The 17,833-nt window shown below is 45.6% G+C and carries 14 protein-coding genes; 7 read left to right on the top strand and 7 right to left on the bottom strand.

Annotated features, from left to right (window positions below):
* Position 1 precedes the first annotated feature (1 nt).
* The 5 genes from ACRD7P_RS07340 to ACRD7P_RS07320 all read right to left on the bottom strand — a co-directional run bounded on the left by ACRD7P_RS07340 (position 2) and on the right by ACRD7P_RS07320 (position 5,490).
* A complete protein-coding gene (locus ACRD7P_RS07340) occupies positions 2-646 on the bottom strand; it encodes a LolA family protein (RefSeq protein WP_430906896.1) in 645 nt (214 codons plus the stop codon).
* 7 nt (positions 647-653) lie between these two features.
* On the bottom strand, positions 654-3,026 hold the full coding sequence (locus ACRD7P_RS07335; RefSeq protein WP_430906895.1) for a DNA translocase FtsK: 2,373 nt from the start codon (positions 3,024-3,026) through the stop codon (positions 654-656).
* Positions 3,027-3,076: 50 nt separating this feature from the next.
* A complete protein-coding gene (locus tag ACRD7P_RS07330; RefSeq protein ID WP_430906894.1) occupies positions 3,077-3,442 on the bottom strand; it encodes a diacylglycerol kinase in 366 nt (121 codons plus the stop codon).
* Positions 3,435-3,941, bottom strand: coding sequence for a thiol peroxidase (gene tpx / locus ACRD7P_RS07325; RefSeq protein WP_430906893.1), 507 nt, complete (start codon positions 3,939-3,941; stop codon positions 3,435-3,437). The genes ACRD7P_RS07330 and tpx overlap by 8 nt, the downstream gene beginning before the upstream one ends.
* A gap of 82 nt (positions 3,942-4,023) precedes the next feature.
* Positions 4,024-5,490, bottom strand: a complete 1,467-nt coding sequence (locus tag ACRD7P_RS07320) for a Na+/H+ antiporter NhaC family protein (protein WP_430906892.1) — start codon at positions 5,488-5,490, stop codon at positions 4,024-4,026.
* A gap of 326 nt (positions 5,491-5,816) precedes the next feature.
* Here ACRD7P_RS07320 and lpdA point away from each other — a divergent pair, with 326 nt between their 5' ends.
* On the top strand, positions 5,817-7,223 hold the full coding sequence (gene lpdA, locus ACRD7P_RS07315; RefSeq protein ID WP_430906891.1) for a dihydrolipoyl dehydrogenase: 1,407 nt from the start codon (positions 5,817-5,819) through the stop codon (positions 7,221-7,223).
* A gap of 103 nt (positions 7,224-7,326) precedes the next feature.
* Here lpdA and ACRD7P_RS07310 read toward each other — a convergent pair whose 3' ends face one another.
* Positions 7,327-7,557, bottom strand: a complete 231-nt coding sequence (locus ACRD7P_RS07310) for a CDGSH iron-sulfur domain-containing protein (RefSeq protein WP_430906890.1) — start codon at positions 7,555-7,557, stop codon at positions 7,327-7,329.
* 159 nt (positions 7,558-7,716) lie between these two features.
* Entirely contained in the window at positions 7,717-8,901 is a 1,185-nt protein-coding gene (locus ACRD7P_RS07305; RefSeq protein ID WP_430906889.1) for an acyltransferase family protein, read from the bottom strand.
* Between the two features lie 196 nt (positions 8,902-9,097).
* Here ACRD7P_RS07305 and ACRD7P_RS07300 point away from each other — a divergent pair, with 196 nt between their 5' ends.
* The 6 genes from ACRD7P_RS07300 (at position 9,098) to ACRD7P_RS07275 (ending at position 17,747) form a co-directional block, all read left to right on the top strand.
* Positions 9,098-9,631, top strand: coding sequence for an NADPH-dependent FMN reductase (locus tag ACRD7P_RS07300; protein WP_430906888.1), 534 nt, complete (start codon positions 9,098-9,100; stop codon positions 9,629-9,631).
* Between the two features lie 4 nt (positions 9,632-9,635).
* Complete coding sequence (locus ACRD7P_RS07295) at positions 9,636-10,976, top strand: anthranilate synthase component I family protein (protein WP_430906887.1); 1,341 nt, start codon at positions 9,636-9,638, stop codon at positions 10,974-10,976.
* Positions 10,977-10,980: 4 nt separating this feature from the next.
* The gene (locus ACRD7P_RS07290) at positions 10,981-11,835 is read left to right on the top strand and encodes a lysophospholipase (RefSeq protein WP_430906886.1); all 855 of its coding nucleotides are present in this window, start codon (positions 10,981-10,983) and stop codon (positions 11,833-11,835) included.
* 9 nt (positions 11,836-11,844) lie between these two features.
* Positions 11,845-13,152: a tRNA lysidine(34) synthetase TilS gene (gene tilS, locus ACRD7P_RS07285; protein WP_430906885.1), complete on the top strand. Its 1,308-nt coding sequence runs from the start codon at positions 11,845-11,847 to the stop codon at positions 13,150-13,152.
* Entirely contained in the window at positions 13,149-15,137 is a 1,989-nt protein-coding gene (locus ACRD7P_RS07280) for a protein-disulfide reductase DsbD family protein (RefSeq protein WP_430906884.1), read from the top strand. Before tilS ends, ACRD7P_RS07280 begins: the two co-directional genes overlap by 4 nt.
* Before the next feature lie 210 nt (positions 15,138-15,347).
* On the top strand, positions 15,348-17,747 hold the full coding sequence (locus tag ACRD7P_RS07275) for a penicillin acylase family protein (RefSeq protein WP_430906883.1): 2,400 nt from the start codon (positions 15,348-15,350) through the stop codon (positions 17,745-17,747).
* Positions 17,748-17,833: the final 86 nt, after the last annotated feature.

The raw sequence follows: 17,833 nt of genomic DNA, 5'->3' as shown, positions 1-17,833 counted from the left end.
CTTAATTTTTTATGATGTAATACCCTTGCTCCTTGTATTTGCCCTCATTAAAGGTAAACAAGGTTTTTGATAAGGGTTGGTCCGTTTTAAAAGAATTAACAGTAATGGTGGTCACCGTACCGTTTTTACCCGTCTCGATCAGCTTATAAATGTGCTTTGTTTCGGCATCGATGCCCAACAAAATCGATTTGATTTCGGTATTGGTATCAATAGGGACCAGTTTTACGAACTGTATTTTCCGCCCCTGAACCGTTTGCAGCACATCCCAAGAATAGGTATGGCCCTCCTTGTAGAAAGTAAGCATTTTGGAAGGGGTTATGGTGTTTTCTTCATTGGAAGGGGTGTCAATGATCACTTCTTCGTTTTCAGGAACGATATTATACACCATTTTACCATCATACAGTTGTTGAGCGCCGAGGTAATTGAACAAATATTTGTCTCCTTTTAAGGTGACGTCGCCGCGGGTCTCCGTATTTACATTGGCCTCCTTGTTATTGAGACTGTACTGGAAGTCCACAAAAATATTGTCGTAGCCCTTTACTTTGTTATACACATCGTCCAGTAGGGCTTTGGCTTTTTGCGATCCCTGTCCGAAAGATACCGCCGTCATACAAAACGTGACCGCGACCAATACAATAGTTCTCATAAATGGTTTAGTTTTTTTCATTATCCAATAATAACTGTAAACTTGTTAAATCCTGTACGAGCACCTGCCGTGCCTTACTTCCTTCAAAAGGTCCTACAATTCCTGCAGCTTCCAACTGATCGACGATCCGACCGGCCCTGTTATAGCCCAACTTCAATTTTCGTTGGATCAATGAGGCAGATCCCTGTTGCGCCGTTACGATCACTTCGGCAGCTTCCCGGAACTTGGAATCCCTTTCCGATATTTCATAATCAATACTTGTGCCAGAATCTTCACCAACGTATTCCGGCAGCTCATGAGCGTCCGGATATCCCCGCTGTGACCCGATATATTCCGTTATTTTTTCAACTTCCGGGGTATCCACAAAAGCACATTGTATCCGTGTAACATCGTTTCCTTGCGTATACAGCATATCACCTCTACCGATCAACTGGTCGGCCCCTTGGGCATCCAAAATGGTCCTGGAATCGATTTTGGAGGTTACCCGAAAAGCGATCCGGGCCGGAAAGTTTGCTTTTATGATACCGGTAATGACGTTCACCGAAGGGCGCTGGGTAGCAATGATCAAATGAATACCAATAGCACGCGCCAGCTGCGCCAAACGGGCAATGGGCGTTTCTACCTCCTTACCTGCCGTCATGATCAGATCGGCGAACTCGTCGATGACCAATACAATGTAAGGTAGAAATTTATGCCCGTCGTTCGGGTTTAATTTTCTGGATTTAAATTTGACGTTGTATTCCTTTAGATTACGGACCATGGCCAATTTCAACAACTCGTATCGATTGTCCATTTCGATACAAAGCGAGTTCAAGGTGTTGATCACCTTTGTATTGTCCGTAATAATGGCATCTTCCGAATCCGGTAGTTTTGCCAAAAAGTGGCGCTCTATTTTATTAAAGAGCGTTAATTCTACTTTTTTGGGATCGACCAATACGAATTTGACTTCCGCAGGATGTTTTTTATAGAGCAAGGAGGTCAATACGGCGTTCAGCCCTACCGATTTCCCTTGTCCCGTAGCCCCTGCCATGAGCAAGTGGGGCATTTTTGCCAAATCTACCACAAAGGTTTCGTTGCTAATGGTTTTTCCAAAAGCGATAGGCAACTGCATTTCCGCTTTTTGAAACTTGCTGGACGCAATTACCGAACGCATCGATACAATGGTCGCATTTTTATTGGGCACCTCAATACCTATGGTGCCCTTACCGGGAATGGGTGCGATAATCCGGATTCCCAAGGCGGCTAACGACAGGGCGATATCATCTTCAAGGTTTTTGATTTTTGAGATACGTACACCGGCATCGGGAACAATTTCATAAAGCGTTACGGTAGGGCCAATGGTCGCCTTGATCTGGGCGATTCCTATCTTGTAATTTTTTAAGGTTTCTACAATTTTATTCTTATTGTCCTCTAACTCTTCCTGATTTATGGTAATACCACCGGTTACGCCGTGCTGGTCCAGCAGCTCCAGGGTCGGGAACTTATAACTGCCCAATTCGAGCGTGGGATCGAACTCCCCAAAATCCGCTACAAGCTTTTCGGAGATATTATCGTGCTCTTCCTTTTCCTCGACCACCTTTTCCACTTCCATGGCCAAATCATCGGTGGTTTCCTCTTCAACGGGTTGGGCGACTTCCAAAGGCTTGGTATCCACCTCGGGCGATAAGGGCGGAATGTCCTTTTTATGCGTGTAAGTGTCGATAACCACGGGTTTCTCGTCTTCCAGATCTAGGGCCAGCGAAGTACGCTCATCGGTAGTCTTGGGCGTTTTCTTCGGTTTTGTTTTTATTGCCGCCGCACCTCCCTGTATGGTGGACCAAGCCTTTTCCGGATTAAAATCGAAAAAGCGTACCGCAATAAAAATGATTCCAAAGAGGAGCAACAGAAAAACTCCGATTTTTCCGGTATAGTCCTGTAAAAAGTCATTCATTTCAAACCCTACGATACCCCCTAATACCGGAAGATCCTTGGCGAAAAAGCCCAGTGCAATGGACAACCATATCATCAACAACAGGCCCCATACCCATTTTTTCAATAGGCCCCGTTTTTCCAAACTTAAAAACAGGTAAACACCGGTCATAAAAAGAAGCCCCGTGATGATGAGCGATGCCACTCCAAAACCTTGGTACATGACCAAATGGCTGATGGTCGCCCCAAATTTATTCAACAGGTTTTCAGCCTCGGCGTTACGATCTCCGAACTCGCTCAATAGGCTTTGATCCTCCTGCCAGGTAAAATAAAAGGAAACGAACGAAAAGAAAAGTGCTACACTTAAGAGCATCAGCAAACTGCCCAAGATGATTTTATTTTGCTTGGATAGTGTAAAAGTGCTTGTTTTTTTGGTGGATCTTGACTTTGTCTTTGTCGCCTTCTTTGCCATTAAAGTTTGGGTTCTTAGGGCAAAAGTACAAATTTAGCCCCTAAAGCTGTTTAAAAAATCTTCGGTAAGTAAATGATGGCGCCAATGATAGTGGCGGCGATGGATACAATCATAACGGCTCCCGCGGCGATATCTTTTATAAACCCGATTTTCGCATCGTACTCGGGATGTATAAAGTCCGCTATTTTTTCTACGGCGGTATTCAATCCCTCCAGGCCCATGACCATTCCTATCGCAAAAACCTGTAAGATCCACTCCGTTGCGGAAATATTAAAGTAAAAACCGGCAGCGGTCATTACAATGGCGATGAATAGCTGAATTTTGATGCTGGCTTCCGTACGCAACAAAAGGAAGGCTCCACGTAACGCGAAGCCCACACTTTTTATACGGTTTTTAACGAACGATTCCTTAGGCATTGGCCAACGCTTCTAAGGCACTTGCGTAGTTGGGCTCATCCACGATCTCACCCACTTGTTCGGTATGCACCACTTTTCCACTTTCATCAATGACCACTACGGCCCTAGAATGTAATGGCGCCAATGGGCCATCAGAAAAAGAAAGGCCATAGGATGCTCCAAAATTGCCATTTCGAAAATCGGACAACATTTCCACATTTTCTATTCCTTCGGCGCCACAAAAACGGGCCTGGGCAAAGGGAAGGTCTTTTGATACGCACAATACCACGGTATTGTCCAAATTTGCTGCTTCTTTGTTAAACTGTCGTACCGATTGTGCACAGGTACCCGTATCGATGCTGGGAAATACGTTCAAAACCACCTTTTTACCACTATAGTCCTTCAAACTGGCCTCGGAAAGGTCATTTTTTACAAGTTGAAAATCCGGTGCGGCGCTTCCTGCGGTAGGGAGCTCGCCCGAAGTATGTATTGGGTTTCCTTTTAATGTTACTGTTGCCATAATGTTATAAAATTTTGGGTGAAATTATAAAATATATGGCGTATTAAGGAGGTAAGCGAACAAAAATTCCAAGCCGGAAAGGTTAGGTGGTGAGCTTCAAGGTTCTTATTTTGATTCGCAGTGCCGCAAAAAAGAGCGTGGTAAAAGGGCTCAGGTAATTGAAAATAGCGTACATAAAATATTCGCCGGTTCCCACACCGAGAACGCCCGATTGGTATGCGCCACAGGTGTTCCATGGGATAAGCACCGAGGTGACCGTACCGGAATCCTCCAAGGTACGGCTTAGATTTTCCGGGGCGAGGCCCTTGTCCTGATATGCCTTTTTAAACATTTTTCCGGGAATGACCAATGCTAAATATTGATCACTGGCGATAGCGTTCAATCCCAAGCAGCTGATAACGGTACTTGCAAAAAGGCCAAAAACGGAGGATGCTATCGATAATAGCGCTTTGGTTATTTTGGATAACGCGCCAATGCCGTCCATAATACCCCCAAAGACCATGGCGCAACAGATAAGGAATATTGTCCATAACATTCCCTTCATGCCACCGGCGCTAAACAGTTCGTTCAGTTTTTCGTTGTCCGTTGCAATGGACGTATCGGTAAGTATCGACTGAAAAACGGCGTTCACCGGGGTCTCCGAAAGCCCCAGTAATATGTTTTCCTGAAAAAATAAGGCAAAACCGGCCGCTAGGGCTATTCCGGCTCCCAAAGCGATCAATGGTTTTGTTTTCAAAAGGATCAGGGCGATGACAACACCCGGAACGATAAACAGATATGGCGTAATGTTGAAGGTAGCCGCAATAGTGGTCAATAGCCCGCTAATGTCGGCACTGCCGGTGGTATCCATATTTAAACTGATTATGGCGAATACGCCCAAGGTAATCAAAATAGTGGGCACCGTAGTGAACGCCATATACCTAATGTGCGTAAAAAGATCGGTACCGGCCATTGCAGGGGCAAGATTGGTGGTATCGCTCAAAGGGGACATTTTATCCCCAAAATAAGCGCCGGATATTACGGCACCGGCAATCATTCCAGGAGCGATTCCCAACGCACTGCCGATGCCGACAAGTGCAATGCCCACTGTAGCGGAGGTGGTCCACGAACTTCCCGTCGCAATCGAGATAAGGGCCGCAATAATCACGGAAGCCGGTAAAAAAATGGTCGGACTAAGTACCTGCAGCCCGTAGTAAACCATGGCCGGTATAATACCACTGACCAGCCACGTACCGGCAAGCGCCCCAACAAAGAACAAGATCATAATCGGAACAAAAACACTTTTAAGGTTCTCCACTATTTCCGTGAACATTGTTTTTATGGACACTTTGTTGAACAGCCCTACGATAGCGGCAAAAACGCCTCCGATCAAAAGAATATACTGATTGGAATAATCTCCCAAGGCCGCCCCGTCGGCGAATATCACGTTATAGAACAACATCGCAACGAGCAGTACCACGGGAATAAGGGCTTCCAAGATACTGACTTCCTTATTTTCGACGATGTTCTCGTTTTCGGGACCATTTGGGTTCATATCGTTACTTTGCATCGTTGTTCCGTTTAGTGGTAGCTAATATTACGATAATGTACCGGGTCTTGCAAGCGGAAATGTTAAGCCGAAGCTATATTGCGCTAGTTTTGATCGGCATACGGTTCCCTGTTTGTTGTCGCTCTTTTCCGTTATCGTTGATGGTAGGTTTTTTCAAATACATATCTTCAAAAACCTATCGGATGCTGTTCGGGAACTCCCTTCCTATCATTGTGGGTTCTAGTGCCATTACCATATACAGGACACTGCTAGATTGGGTATTGCCCTGAGCCAAAACATTCGTATTTTTGTAACCATTAATTAGTCCGTAATAAAGAAAGATAAATATGACGCAATACGATGTAGCCGTAATAGGTTCAGGTCCAGGTGGATATGTAGCAGCAATCCGTTGTGCCCAGTTGGGGATGAAGACCGCGATAATAGAAAAGTACAGTACACTCGGGGGTACTTGTTTAAACGTTGGTTGTATTCCTTCCAAGGCATTATTGGATTCTTCCCATCACTATGAGGACGCGGTAAAACATTTTGAGGAGCATGGTATTGAAATACCCGGGGAGGTAAAGGTGAATCTTGAAAAAATGATTTCTAGAAAGCAGGGCGTTGTCGATATGACCACCAAGGGCATTCAATTTTTGATGGATAAAAATAAGATTACGGTATATGAGGGCGTCGGTAGTTTTAAGGATGCCACGCATATCGATATTAAAAAGAACGATGGGAAAACGGAAACCATTGCGGCTACCAATACCATCATTGCCACAGGTTCCAAACCGGCAAGTTTGCCTTTCATCACTATAGACAAAGAACGGGTCATCACCTCCACGGAAGCTTTGAAGCTGAAGGAAATTCCAAAGCATTTGGTCATAATAGGCGGTGGGGTCATCGGCCTTGAACTGGGACAGGTTTATAAACGATTGGGCTCCCAGGTTACGGTGGTGGAATATATGGATAGGATCATACCGGGTATGGATGCCGCACTATCCAAAGAACTGATGAAGGTGATGAAAAAGCAAAAAGTCTCTTTTCAGCTCTCGCATCAAGTTAAATCCGTTACCCGAAAAGGAGACGAGGTCGTGGTTACCGCGGACAACAAAAAGGGCGAGGAAGTCTCTTTTACCGCTGATTATTGTCTGGTTTCCGTGGGTAGAAAACCTTATACCGATGGGCTTAATGTAGCCGCTGCCGGTGTTGAAATGGGCGAACGGGGAATGATCGCCGTTAATGAACAGTTACAGACCAATGTGCCCAACATCTATGCCATAGGTGATGTGGTAAGGGGAGCCATGTTGGCCCATAAGGCAGAAGAAGAAGGAACTTTGGTAGCAGAAATTATGGCGGGACAGAAACCGCATATCGACTATAACCTGATTCCTGGCGTGGTATACACTTGGCCAGAGGTCGCTGCGGTAGGGAAAACCGAAGAAGAACTGAAAACGGCGGGTATTGCCTATAAATCCGGACAGTTTCCTATGCGGGCGTTGGGACGTTCCCGTGCCAGTATGGATATCGATGGCTTTGTAAAGATTTTGGCCGATAAGGAGACAGATGAAGTCCTTGGGGTGCATATGATCGGGGCACGTTGTGCGGATTTGATTACTGAGGCGGTAACCGCAATGGAATTCCGGGCCTCGGCAGAGGATATTGCCAGAATGAGCCATGCGCATCCCACCTACGCGGAAGCGGTGAAAGAAGCAGCCCTCGCCGCCACGGAAGACCGTGCGCTCCATATTTGATGATAACGAAGAGAATAAAAGGAAGCGATTTATTTGTGCTATTTCAAAGTTAAAATGGTATAACAACCATTTCTTGTGCAGGACCGATAGCGCCGAAGCATCCTTAGGCATTATGCGATCCATCACAAAAAGGTGGGTTTTTCGTCCGTTTACAGGTACACAACCAAGCCTCTTTATCTTCTTCGGCCTCAAAACGCAACGGTCCGGTGGCATCTTTAGCACGATGGCCACCGTCACATAAAGGTTGGTTTTCACTATACCCACAGGTACACCATGCATAGCGTTTTCCCTTTTCCAAAGGCACGTTTATCGGACTAAAATCTTTATTTGACATAAGTAAAGTGTTATCTTGGTTTAAACAGGCTTTTATTTAGCGGAAATATACAAAAAGAAATTATTCGACAACGGACCACCTTAAATCGGGAAAACCAATACTGTTTTAAGAAGGTCAGCGTTGCTGTTGCGGAAAAGTGTACCGGTAGGGCACGGCAACCTAACCTTTGGCAAAGCCAATCAGTCGGAGTAAACGTACCGCAATTGTTTTTATGGCTTCTATCAAAATGGCAAAAACTTGTTCGATTTTACTCCAGCACAATTGCAACACTATAGCTATATTACCTTTAATGGCGACTTTCCTGTCCTCGTAGCGCAATGCCAGATAGGTACAACCCAACATGAACAGCATCGCACCCGGAATTACAACGAAAGGCGGCACCGCATGGTGAAAAAAGCGATAAATACCCAGTCCGGTGAAACTACCATAGAGAATGATAAAGTGGATGATATAAATGGATAAAGTGCTCTGGCCAATTTTGAGGAGCGTTTTGTTTTTCAAAACGTTTCTGGCCATCATAAAAAGCGCAAAGACCAAGAAGACATCTCCCAAACGTATAAATAAGTAATTATTGAAGAAAACGTCCGCAAAAATCTGTATATCAAATGTCTTGGATATCCATAAAAAGAAATCCGAAGAATAGAATATTAAAAGGCTACCCATAGCGACAGCGCTAAGAATCGCCACTGGGTATACGTGCCGAAAGGTTCCAAAACGTCGAAACAGTAAGGATAAAAACCCTCCGAAAGTAGCGTAACCGAACCAAGGGAAAATAGTAAATACCGATCCGTTCGCCTTGGTGAGGTAGTTTTCAAAAAGTTGCGGCAACCAACTCCATTGCAGGTTTTTATAGGCAGGCTCAAAAACGAACAACACTAGGGTTATCCCCAACAACAATAGTGGAAGAATTCGATGGTTCCGTTGGGAAGTGAGGAGATATAATGTAATGATTCCAAGAATCGAAAAACCGATGCAATGCAACACATCCACCAAATAAAAAGAATCGTAAATCTCGCCATGCAACAGCCCCAGAAAGTTCATACGGAGCAAATAACCGATGAGCAGCAATTGCAAGCCACGACGTATGCCTTTTTTGACCCTGGGATTGTCAAAGCCCCGAACATCTCCCTTGACCAGCAAATAGGTAAAGATAAAACCCGAAACCGTAAAGAAGACCGGTGCGGTGATGCCCCTAAAGTATTTCCATACAGCAAAGACCGTGTTGTTGTTGTCCCGAAAAATCGGGTCCAATAGCCCATCGATAAAATGCCCTTGTAGCATCATCAATATGGCCCACGCCCTTATGGCGTCGATAAAATATAGTCTTGCGGTCTTGTTTTCCACGCGTATGGCTTCTACACTTTGGTCCTTACACTTCCGAACCTCTATTTTTCGGAGCGTACCTGTTGACTAGTTCCGTCATCCTATATACTTGTGCAATAGGGGGTTTGGATGTTTCAACGCGCAAAATTAGTCAAATTGTCGACAAGTCTGTTTATTTTGCGGTATTTTCGATGTATGAAATTGATAAACGCATACCATGGCTAAAATATTGGCTTTCGCCGGCAGTAATTCCTCCACTTCCATAAATTTTAAGTTGATAAAAACGGTAAGCGCGGACATCCAGGACCATCCGCTACAGTTATTGAATATGGTCAATTATCCTTTTCCCATGTATAGCGAAGACTATGAGCGGGAGCATGGGTATTCCAATTCCTTGATAGAGCTGCGGGACGATATCGAAAGCGCTGCAGGATTGCTGATCGCCGTTAATGAACACAACGGCCTCCCTTCCGCTTATTTCAAAAACTTAATCGATTGGCTTTCTCGGGTAGACCGAAAACTTTTAACAGGGAAACAGGTATATCTTTTGGCCACATCCCCGGGCAAAGGGGGCGGAAGTTCCGCGTTACGATCGGGACAGGCCCTTTTAGAGCGTTTGGGAGCAGAAGTGGTAGTTAGCTTTTCGCTTCCGTCGTTCCGTGATAATTTTGATGGCGCCAAGGGTATTACAAACGCTTCCTTAAAAGAAGAGCAAGCGGAAAAATTACAGATCTTTTTATCCAAACTCTAGTTTTTTGAGGAGAGAAGTCGTTTTTACCATCGCCGATATTCCGGACTTCAAAAATCGGCTGTTGCAATGGGCGACGCAGTTTCGAGAGTTGAGCTGGCTGGACAGCAACCAGCACCAAGACCGTTTTGGCAACTTTGAGGGCCTTTTGGCGGTAGATGCGCAAAGCGAGTTGCGCACCGGTGTAACCGATGCCTTTAAAAAACTGCAGGCATACCAAAAGTCCAATCCGGACTGGCTTTTTGGATACCTGTCCTATGACCTTAAAAACGACGTGGAAGCCTTGAACTCCCATAACCATGATGGTCTTGGCTTTCCAGAATTGCATTTCTTTTGCCCCAAAAAGGTTGTGGCCATAAAAGGTGACCAAGCATGGTTTTACTACACGCATGCCGTACAAAACGATATTGAGGCCGATTTTAATAGCATTCGGAGGCAACGAACGGACTTTCCAATGAAACCGACGGTTTCGAAGGACATCCGTATTAAAATGCGCATTTTTAAAGATGAATACCACCGCAGGGCGAAACAATTGTTGCGCCATATTCATCGCGGGGATTTGTACGAGGCCAATTTTTGTCAAGAGTTTTATGCCGAAAACACGCGAATTGACCCTTTAAGGACCTATTTGAAGCTGAATTCCATCTCAAAAGCCCCGTTTTCCTGTTTTTTACGGTTGAACGAGCGGTATTTGCTTTGTGCGTCGCCTGAGCGGTATTTGAAAAAACACGGCCAAACGGTCATTTCCCAACCGATCAAGGGAACGGCTAAAAGGGCCAAGGACGTGGCACGCGACAATGCCTTGAAAAAAGCGTTGGAACAGGATGAAAAAGAACGTGCGGAAAACATCATGATCGTCGACCTGGTGCGGAACGACCTTTCCAAGACCGCATTGTTGGGAAGCGTAACGGTAGAGGCGCTTTGTGAAGTGACTTCTTTTGAACAGGTACACCAAATGATTTCTACTGTGAGCGCAAAGGTCCATGATGACCAGGATCCGGTAACCTTATTAAAAAACACTTTTCCCATGGGGAGCATGACCGGGGCGCCAAAGGTATCGGCTATGCAGATCATCGAAGCGTTGGAGTCCTTCAAACGGGGCGTGTATAGCGGTGCAGTGGGGTACTTTACACCATCCGGAGACTTTGATTTTAATGTGGTTATCCGCAGTATACTGTATAATGATACCAATCGGTATGTTTCATTTTCCGTAGGCAGTGCCATCACCGCCAAAGCGATTCCGGAAAAGGAATACGAGGAGTGTTTGCTAAAGGCAAAGGCGATGCGACAGGTGCTGGAAGATACTCCCTTGAAAACAGTACGGTCGGATGCTTCCTTAAACAATTGATCTTATGGAATTAAAGAAATCGAGTTTTGAGGCCTATGGAGCGACTATCGCTTTTTTTCATCATGCTCCAGAACGCCCTAAAGGGGTTGCTGTGGTTGTTCATGGTTTTGGAGGGCACTCGGGCCGATACGTTCAATCCGTTGTACCCACACTCCTTGAATCTGATTTGGCGGTAGTTCTGTATGACAACATCGGTCATGGTCTTTCTGGTGGCAAGCGGGGGCATTGCCCAAGCTATCCTGCGTTACTACATATTTTAGAACGTGTTTTAGACAAGGCGATCGATTTATACCCAGATGTACCTGTTTATTTGTACGGACACAGTATGGGGGGTAATCTAGTGCTTAATTTGGCGCTTCGAGAAGCACCTAAAATAACCGGTATTATCGCCACCAGCCCCTATTTACGACTTGCCTTCGCTCCTCCGAAATGGAAAATGGGTCTTGGGAAGCTTTTGCTGCGCTTGTGGCCGTCGCTTACCCTGAGCTCCGGGCTCGACCCCAACGGGATTTCGAGTATCGCTTCGGAAGTGAAACGGTATAGCAACGACCCCCTTGTTCACGACAAGGTGAGCCCGATGTACTCCTTTCCCGTTATGGAGGCCGGTATTTGGGCGATTGCCAATGCCCATAAGCTTAAAGTGCCGACATTGTTGCTTCATGGAAAAGAGGACCCTATCATAGATGCTACGGCAACGCAGGCCTTTCATGAAGGTGCCCAGCTCACGGAATTGCATCTGCTCGACGGATTGCATGAATTGCACCATGATCGCTCGAGCAAAGAAATGTTGGCCCTGGTAAAAAAATGGCTGACCGAACGGAATGTCCATTTAACGCAGGGGGAAGCGAATTCTAAGTAACTTTACATTGTGTTAGATCAGTTTCAAGACCATATACGCCTGCATTTTTCCGAATTGCTATCACAACCTTTTTTGTTGGCCTGTAGCGCGGGGCTGGATAGTAGCGTGCTTGTAGACCTATGCCAAAGAAGCAAATTGAATTTCTCCATTGCCCATGCCAATTTTCAGCTCAGGGACGAGGATAGCCTCTCGGATGCGCTGTTCGTACGGAATTTGGCGGAAAAATATAAGAAATCATTTTACATAAGAGATTTTGATACAGCTGGTTATTCTAAACGAAATAAAGTGTCGATTCAAGTGTCGGCAAGAGTGCTTCGTTACCAGTGGTTTGCCGATTTGCTACAAGAACACGGCCTTTCCCATGTGGTTACGGCACATCATGCCGATGATGCCTTGGAGACCTTTTTAATCAATCTCTCCAGAGGTACGGGCATCAAAGGACTGGGTGGAATACCCGCAAAAACGGAAACCATTGCCAGGCCCTTGCTTGTTTTTTCAAGGACGGCAATCATGGATTACGCCAAAAAACATCAGGTGGAGTGGAGGGAAGACCGCACGAACGCCGAGAAAAAGTACTTGCGAAACAAAATACGGCATGATATTGTTCCGTCCCTAAAAGAACTGCATCCGACTTTTTTGGACAATTTTTTAAAAACGCAGCACTATCTGACAGATACCGTCTCCGTTATGGAAGCGCATGCAACGGAGATAAAGGGTCGCTTGATGAAACAAGCGGACGGCAACACGGTGATCCCTATTACCGAACTAAGCCAATTAAAGCCCATTGGGGCCTACCTGCACCTGCTTTTTCATTCTTACGGCTTTACCGCTTGGACGGATATTGAAAAATTACTGCATGGCCAAAGCGGTAAAGAGGTCCGTTCCAACACGCATCGTTTGGTTCGGGCACATGAAAACCTGCTGCTAAGCCCCATTATGCCATCGGACCATACCATGTATTCCATTCATGAAGGGGATAGCGCTGTGAAGGTGCCGATAACCATGACCATAGAGCGCTCCGAATATTGTACTGAAAAGAACGCAAACACACTATATCTGGACAAAAACACGTTAAAATACCCGTTAACGGTAAGGAAATGGCAAAAGGGCGACTATTTTTACCCCTTGGGAATGCAAGGCAAAAAAAAGCTTGCAAAGTATTTTAAGGACGTCAAAATGGACAGGTTGTCCAGGGAACGCCAATGGCTACTTTGCTCGGAGGACCAAATCGTTTGGGTTATCGGGCGACGAGCGGACCGAAGGTTTTTGGCCCGGCCCAAAAGCAAGGAAATTGTAAAGTTTATATTAAATAAATGAATAAGATAATTGTATTTATCATATTGCTAGTAAGTAATTTATTATCATTTTCACAAGATGATGACACGCCGGTGACATGGAATCACGATTTTGAGAAAATATCGGAAACGGAATACGATTTGACGATAACCGGGAACATTGCGGAAGGATGGCATGTGTATTCGCAGTACACTGCCGAGGGGGGTTCCTTCCCTAGTGAATTTACCTTTGAAAAAGAGGGGGTCGACTATCGGCTGATCGGAAAGACCGAAGAAAGTGAAACCATTACGGAATATAGCGATGCCTTTGATCTAGAGGAAACCTTTTTTAAAAAGAAAGCCGTTTTTACGCAACGGATCGTGCTTTTGAAACCAGAAGTAGGGCAAGTCACCGTGAGTCTCTTCTATCAGGTGTGTAAAGAGGTTTGTATCGGGGAGGAGATAGCGTTCGATTTTTCCCTCAACGGCGCTCCTGTGGAAAGCGAGGAGAAAAACCTGGACGAACGGAGCATACGCTTGGGCGAAGCGCTAAAGCTCGATTTGACCAATGCCGAACGATTGACGACAGTAACGGAAATCGATAGCGCCTCCGGCTCGGGTATTTGGACCATTTTTGGACTTGGTTTTTTGGGTGGGCTCATCGCCTTGCTCACGCCATGCGTATTTCCAATGATACCCTTGACCGTTTCTTTTTTTACCAAACAGTCGCAAGCGAAGGCAAAGGGAATAACCAATGCCGTGCTTTATGGGGTTTTTATCGTGGTCATTTATGGATTGTTGAGTCTACCGTTCCACCTTTTCGATTCTGTGGATTCCCAAATATTGAACACCATTGCCACCAACGTATGGTTAAATTTGGCATTTTTCATACTCTTCCTGTTTTTTGCGTTTTCGTTTTTTGGCTACTACGAACTGACGCTTCCAAATTCCTGGGCCAATAAGATGGATGCGGCATCGGCAAGGGCCGGCGGCGTATTGGGCATCTTTTTTATGGCGGTTACCTTGGCCATCGTCTCTTTTTCGTGTACCGGACCTATTTTGGGAGGACTTTTGGGCAGTACCGCATTGGCACAGGGCGACGTGGCCACAAACCTCTCGGCGGGCATGATCGGTTTTGGGACGGCATTGGCCTTGCCCTTCGCTTTGTTCGCACTTTTTCCGGCATGGCTGAACTCCTTGCCAAAATCGGGAGGATGGATGACCACCGTAAAAGTTATCCTTGGTTTTTTGGAGCTGGCATTGGCCTTTAAATTCCTTTCCAATGCAGATTTGGTCGGACACTGGGGGCTATTAAAGCGAGAGGTTTTTCTGGCGATTTGGATCGTTCTGTTTTTGTTGATGGGCGCCTATCTCTTTGGGTTCTTTAAATTTCCGCATGATGGGCCAAAACAACCCGCTTCAAAGATCCGTAAAGGCCTGGGGGCGGTCAGTATCGCTTTTGCATTCTTTTTAACGCTCGGTATGGCCAAAATTGTGCCCTTAAAACTGTTGAGCGGGCTTTTGCCGCCCGATTTTTATAGTCTTCAAGAGCAAGAGAATAGCTGCCCCTTGGGAATCGATTGTTTTAAGGATTTTGATACCGGAGTGGCCCATGCAAAAAAGCTCGGAAAGCCCATATTGCTCGATTTTACCGGATGGGCATGCTCTAATTGTAGGGATATGGAGGAAAATGTTTGGAGCGATACGGAGGTATTTCCAATGATTAATAACGACTACGTGCTGATATCGCTTTACGTGGACGATAGCGCGGAATTACCAGAAGAAGCGCGTTTCGATTTTAAATACGAATCGGGGCGTGTGAAAAGCATTGAAACCGTGGGTCAAAAATGGGGAACCTTTCAGACCGTCAATTTTGGAGTGGCATCGCAACCTTACTATGTGCTGCTGTCACCAGATATGAATGTTTTGAACAGCGCCATCCAAAAAACGGATACCAACGAGTATAAAAATTGGCTTGTACAAGGTTTGGAAACCTATAGGTCCGAAGCCTTACAGCTCAGGCCGTAATTTATTTGTTCCGATAGGCCGCTATGATCCACAAATAACTGCTGATAAAGCATTTGTAATTATTCACCTTCTTTTTTTTGAATAAAAACAACATCAAATGTAGGACTGTGATAATTTCTTATCAGCCATTGTATTTCTGTCCTCGAAAACATACGAACCCCTCGGAAACCACAGACGAGTTGCTTATCTTTCTACAAGATTTAGCAATGCATGAAGCGATTTAAAAAAGTAGCGGCTTGGACTTTGGGAGTCATTTTGGTCCTTGTTATAGGTATATTTCTTTTTGGTTATTCGTTACGGCCCGATTATGATGGGGAGAAGGACCTCAAAGGTCTTGGGAAGGAAGTTTCTGTCTATTTCGATACCTATGGAATACCCCATTTGTACGCCGATACGGAAACCGATGCCATGCAGGCATTGGGCTATGTACACGCCCAAGATCGGCTATGGCAAATGGAGTTGCTGCGTCGCGTCGGGAACGGCGGACTGTCCGAAATTTTTGGTAAGGACCTATTAAAAACCGACCGCTTTTTTCTTGCTTTGGGGATTGACGATGCTTCTGAAAAAACGGCTGCTACCCTCGACCCGGATAGTAAGGCGTTCGCCCTAATGAAAGCGTATATAAAGGGAGTGAACGCTTTTATGGAAGAAGGGCCCACACCTGTTGAGTTTTACCTTACCGGCCTTGAGAAACGACCGTTCGAGGTAAAGGACGTCTACAACATCTTGGGGTATATGTCCTTTAGCTTTGCTATGGCCCATAAGACCGACCCTTTGCTTACCCGTATCAAGGATACGCTGGGGCCGGCCTATCTTACGGATTTACAAATGGGTAGTGACCCCAATACGAAGTGGATTCAAAATTATCCGTCCCGGCAGAACGACACCGTTTCCGATCAATTGGTATCCGGAGTTTTCGAGTCCTTAAAAAAGTTATCTATCCCTTTGTTCGAAGGTAGTAACAGCTGGGTAGTAGGACCTCAAAAAGCAAAAAACGGAAAAGTTATTTTCGCCAACGATCCCCATATCGGATTTTCGCAGCCCTCGGTATGGTACGAAGCCCATCTGAACACCCCAACCTATGAGAAATATGGTTACTATTTGGCCGGAGTGCCCTTTCCGCTATTGGCGCACGATCGTAGCATGGCATATGGGCTTACCATGTTCGAAAATGACGATGTAGATTTCTTTTTTGAGGAAAACCACCCCCGGGACAGCACCAAGTACCGGTATAAGTCCTTATGGAACCGTTATGAGTATGTGACCAAGGAAATAAAGGTCAAGGATGCAAAACCCCATAGTTTTACCTATAAAAAGACCGTCCGTGGTCCTATAATGAACGGTATTACCGATCAGGTTAGAGGAGAACGGCCCGTTGCCATGTGGTGGATCTATACACAAGAACAGAATACCGTACTGGATGCCCTGTATGGAATGTCCCACGCAAAAACGATCGATGCGTTTGAAGCGGCCCTACCGAAAATTCACGCACCGGGACTTAATGTAATGTACGGGGATGCGGCGGGAAATGTTGCTTGGTGGGCTTGTGGCAAGCTTTATAACATTCCCGACAGTGTCAACACCAAATTGATACAGGAACGGGAGTATGGATTTTTCGAAAAAAAGGACTTTCTGCCTTTTTCGCAAAACCCAAAAGCTAAAAATCCCCCTTGGCGTTATGTGTATTCCGCGAACAATCAACCGGATTCTATTGCCGGAATGCTGTATCCGGGCTATTATCTTCCGGAAAATAGGGCAAAACGTATCGAAGCGCTTTTGGCAACACGGGACGATTGGGACCGTGAGGGCATTCAAGAAATGTTGGTAGACGTAACTTCTGCCGTAGACCCGTCCGTACTGACCGATATGGCAAAGGATATCGATGTGGAGCAACTGGATGAACGACAGTTAAAAATTTTAGACCGGCTGACCGCATGGGACGGTAACTATCAATTGAACAGTAGCGAGGCGACCTTGTACACCCGATGGATCTACTTTTTTGTGAAAAATATTTTTGAAGACGAATTGGGAGAACCTCTTTTCAAGGAATTGCTGGCGACACATTTGCTTAAACGATTGATTGCCCCGATGGCGGATACACAGGAGTCCATTTGGTGGGACGATGTATCTACTAGCGGAAAAAAAGAGTCGAAACAGGACATCGTACAACGCTCTTTTCAGGAAACCTTGGCAGCCCTCAATACCACCTTGGGGCCCGAAATGGATGATTGGAAGTGGGAGAAGGTGCATACCTTGGAGCATGGACATCCTATCGGCCAAATAGAAGCGCTGCGCTCGTTTTTCAATGTAGGCCCATTTCCCGTAGGCGGTAGTAGGGAGGTAATCAATAACCTGGCGTTCGGCTACGATGGTGACGGAATGTACAACGTAAGCTCAGGACCGTCCACCAGGAGGGTCATTGACTTTTCGGATGTCGAAAACAGTCACAGCATCCTTCCCACCGGACAGTCCGGAAATCCGTTGAGCAAGCACTATAAGGACCAGGCGGAAATGTATGTGCAGGGGAAGTTCCGTAAAATGCTGCTCAACAAACAGGAGATCCAAAACAGTTCGGAATCGATGCTACTGCTGGTTCCGGACAACGAATAAGCCCTTTTTTCAACAAGTGTTTTTCCCGCTTGCTTTTTCATAATATCCTTTATAAAAACGACCAGAATTAGTTGTTGTATAGGAAC

The sequence above is a fragment of the Maribacter sp. 2-571 genome (genome assembly GCF_050589625.1).
In the GTDB taxonomy this organism is placed as follows: Bacteria; Bacteroidota; Bacteroidia; order Flavobacteriales; family Flavobacteriaceae; genus Pelagihabitans.
Note: the sequence above shows the minus strand (reverse complement) of the source record. Positions and strands in the feature narration are given on the sequence as shown.

Coding starts and splice junctions, on each gene's coding strand:
- ACRD7P_RS07340 (WP_430906896.1), bottom strand. CDS start 646: ATGAGAACTATTGTATTGGTCGCGGTCACGTTTTGTATGACGGCGGTA.
- ACRD7P_RS07335 (WP_430906895.1), bottom strand. CDS start 3,026: ATGGCAAAGAAGGCGACAAAGACAAAGTCAAGATCCACCAAAAAAACA.
- ACRD7P_RS07330 (WP_430906894.1), bottom strand. CDS start 3,442: ATGCCTAAGGAATCGTTCGTTAAAAACCGTATAAAAAGTGTGGGCTTC.
- tpx (WP_430906893.1), bottom strand. CDS start 3,941: ATGGCAACAGTAACATTAAAAGGAAACCCAATACATACTTCGGGCGAG.
- ACRD7P_RS07320 (WP_430906892.1), bottom strand. CDS start 5,490: ATGCAAAGTAACGATATGAACCCAAATGGTCCCGAAAACGAGAACATC.
- lpdA (WP_430906891.1), top strand. CDS start 5,817: ATGACGCAATACGATGTAGCCGTAATAGGTTCAGGTCCAGGTGGATAT.
- ACRD7P_RS07310 (WP_430906890.1), bottom strand. CDS start 7,557: ATGTCAAATAAAGATTTTAGTCCGATAAACGTGCCTTTGGAAAAGGGA.
- ACRD7P_RS07300 (WP_430906888.1), top strand. CDS start 9,098: ATGGCTAAAATATTGGCTTTCGCCGGCAGTAATTCCTCCACTTCCATA.
- ACRD7P_RS07290 (WP_430906886.1), top strand. CDS start 10,981: ATGGAATTAAAGAAATCGAGTTTTGAGGCCTATGGAGCGACTATCGCT.
- ACRD7P_RS07280 (WP_430906884.1), top strand. CDS start 13,149: ATGAATAAGATAATTGTATTTATCATATTGCTAGTAAGTAATTTATTA.
- ACRD7P_RS07275 (WP_430906883.1), top strand. CDS start 15,348: ATGAAGCGATTTAAAAAAGTAGCGGCTTGGACTTTGGGAGTCATTTTG.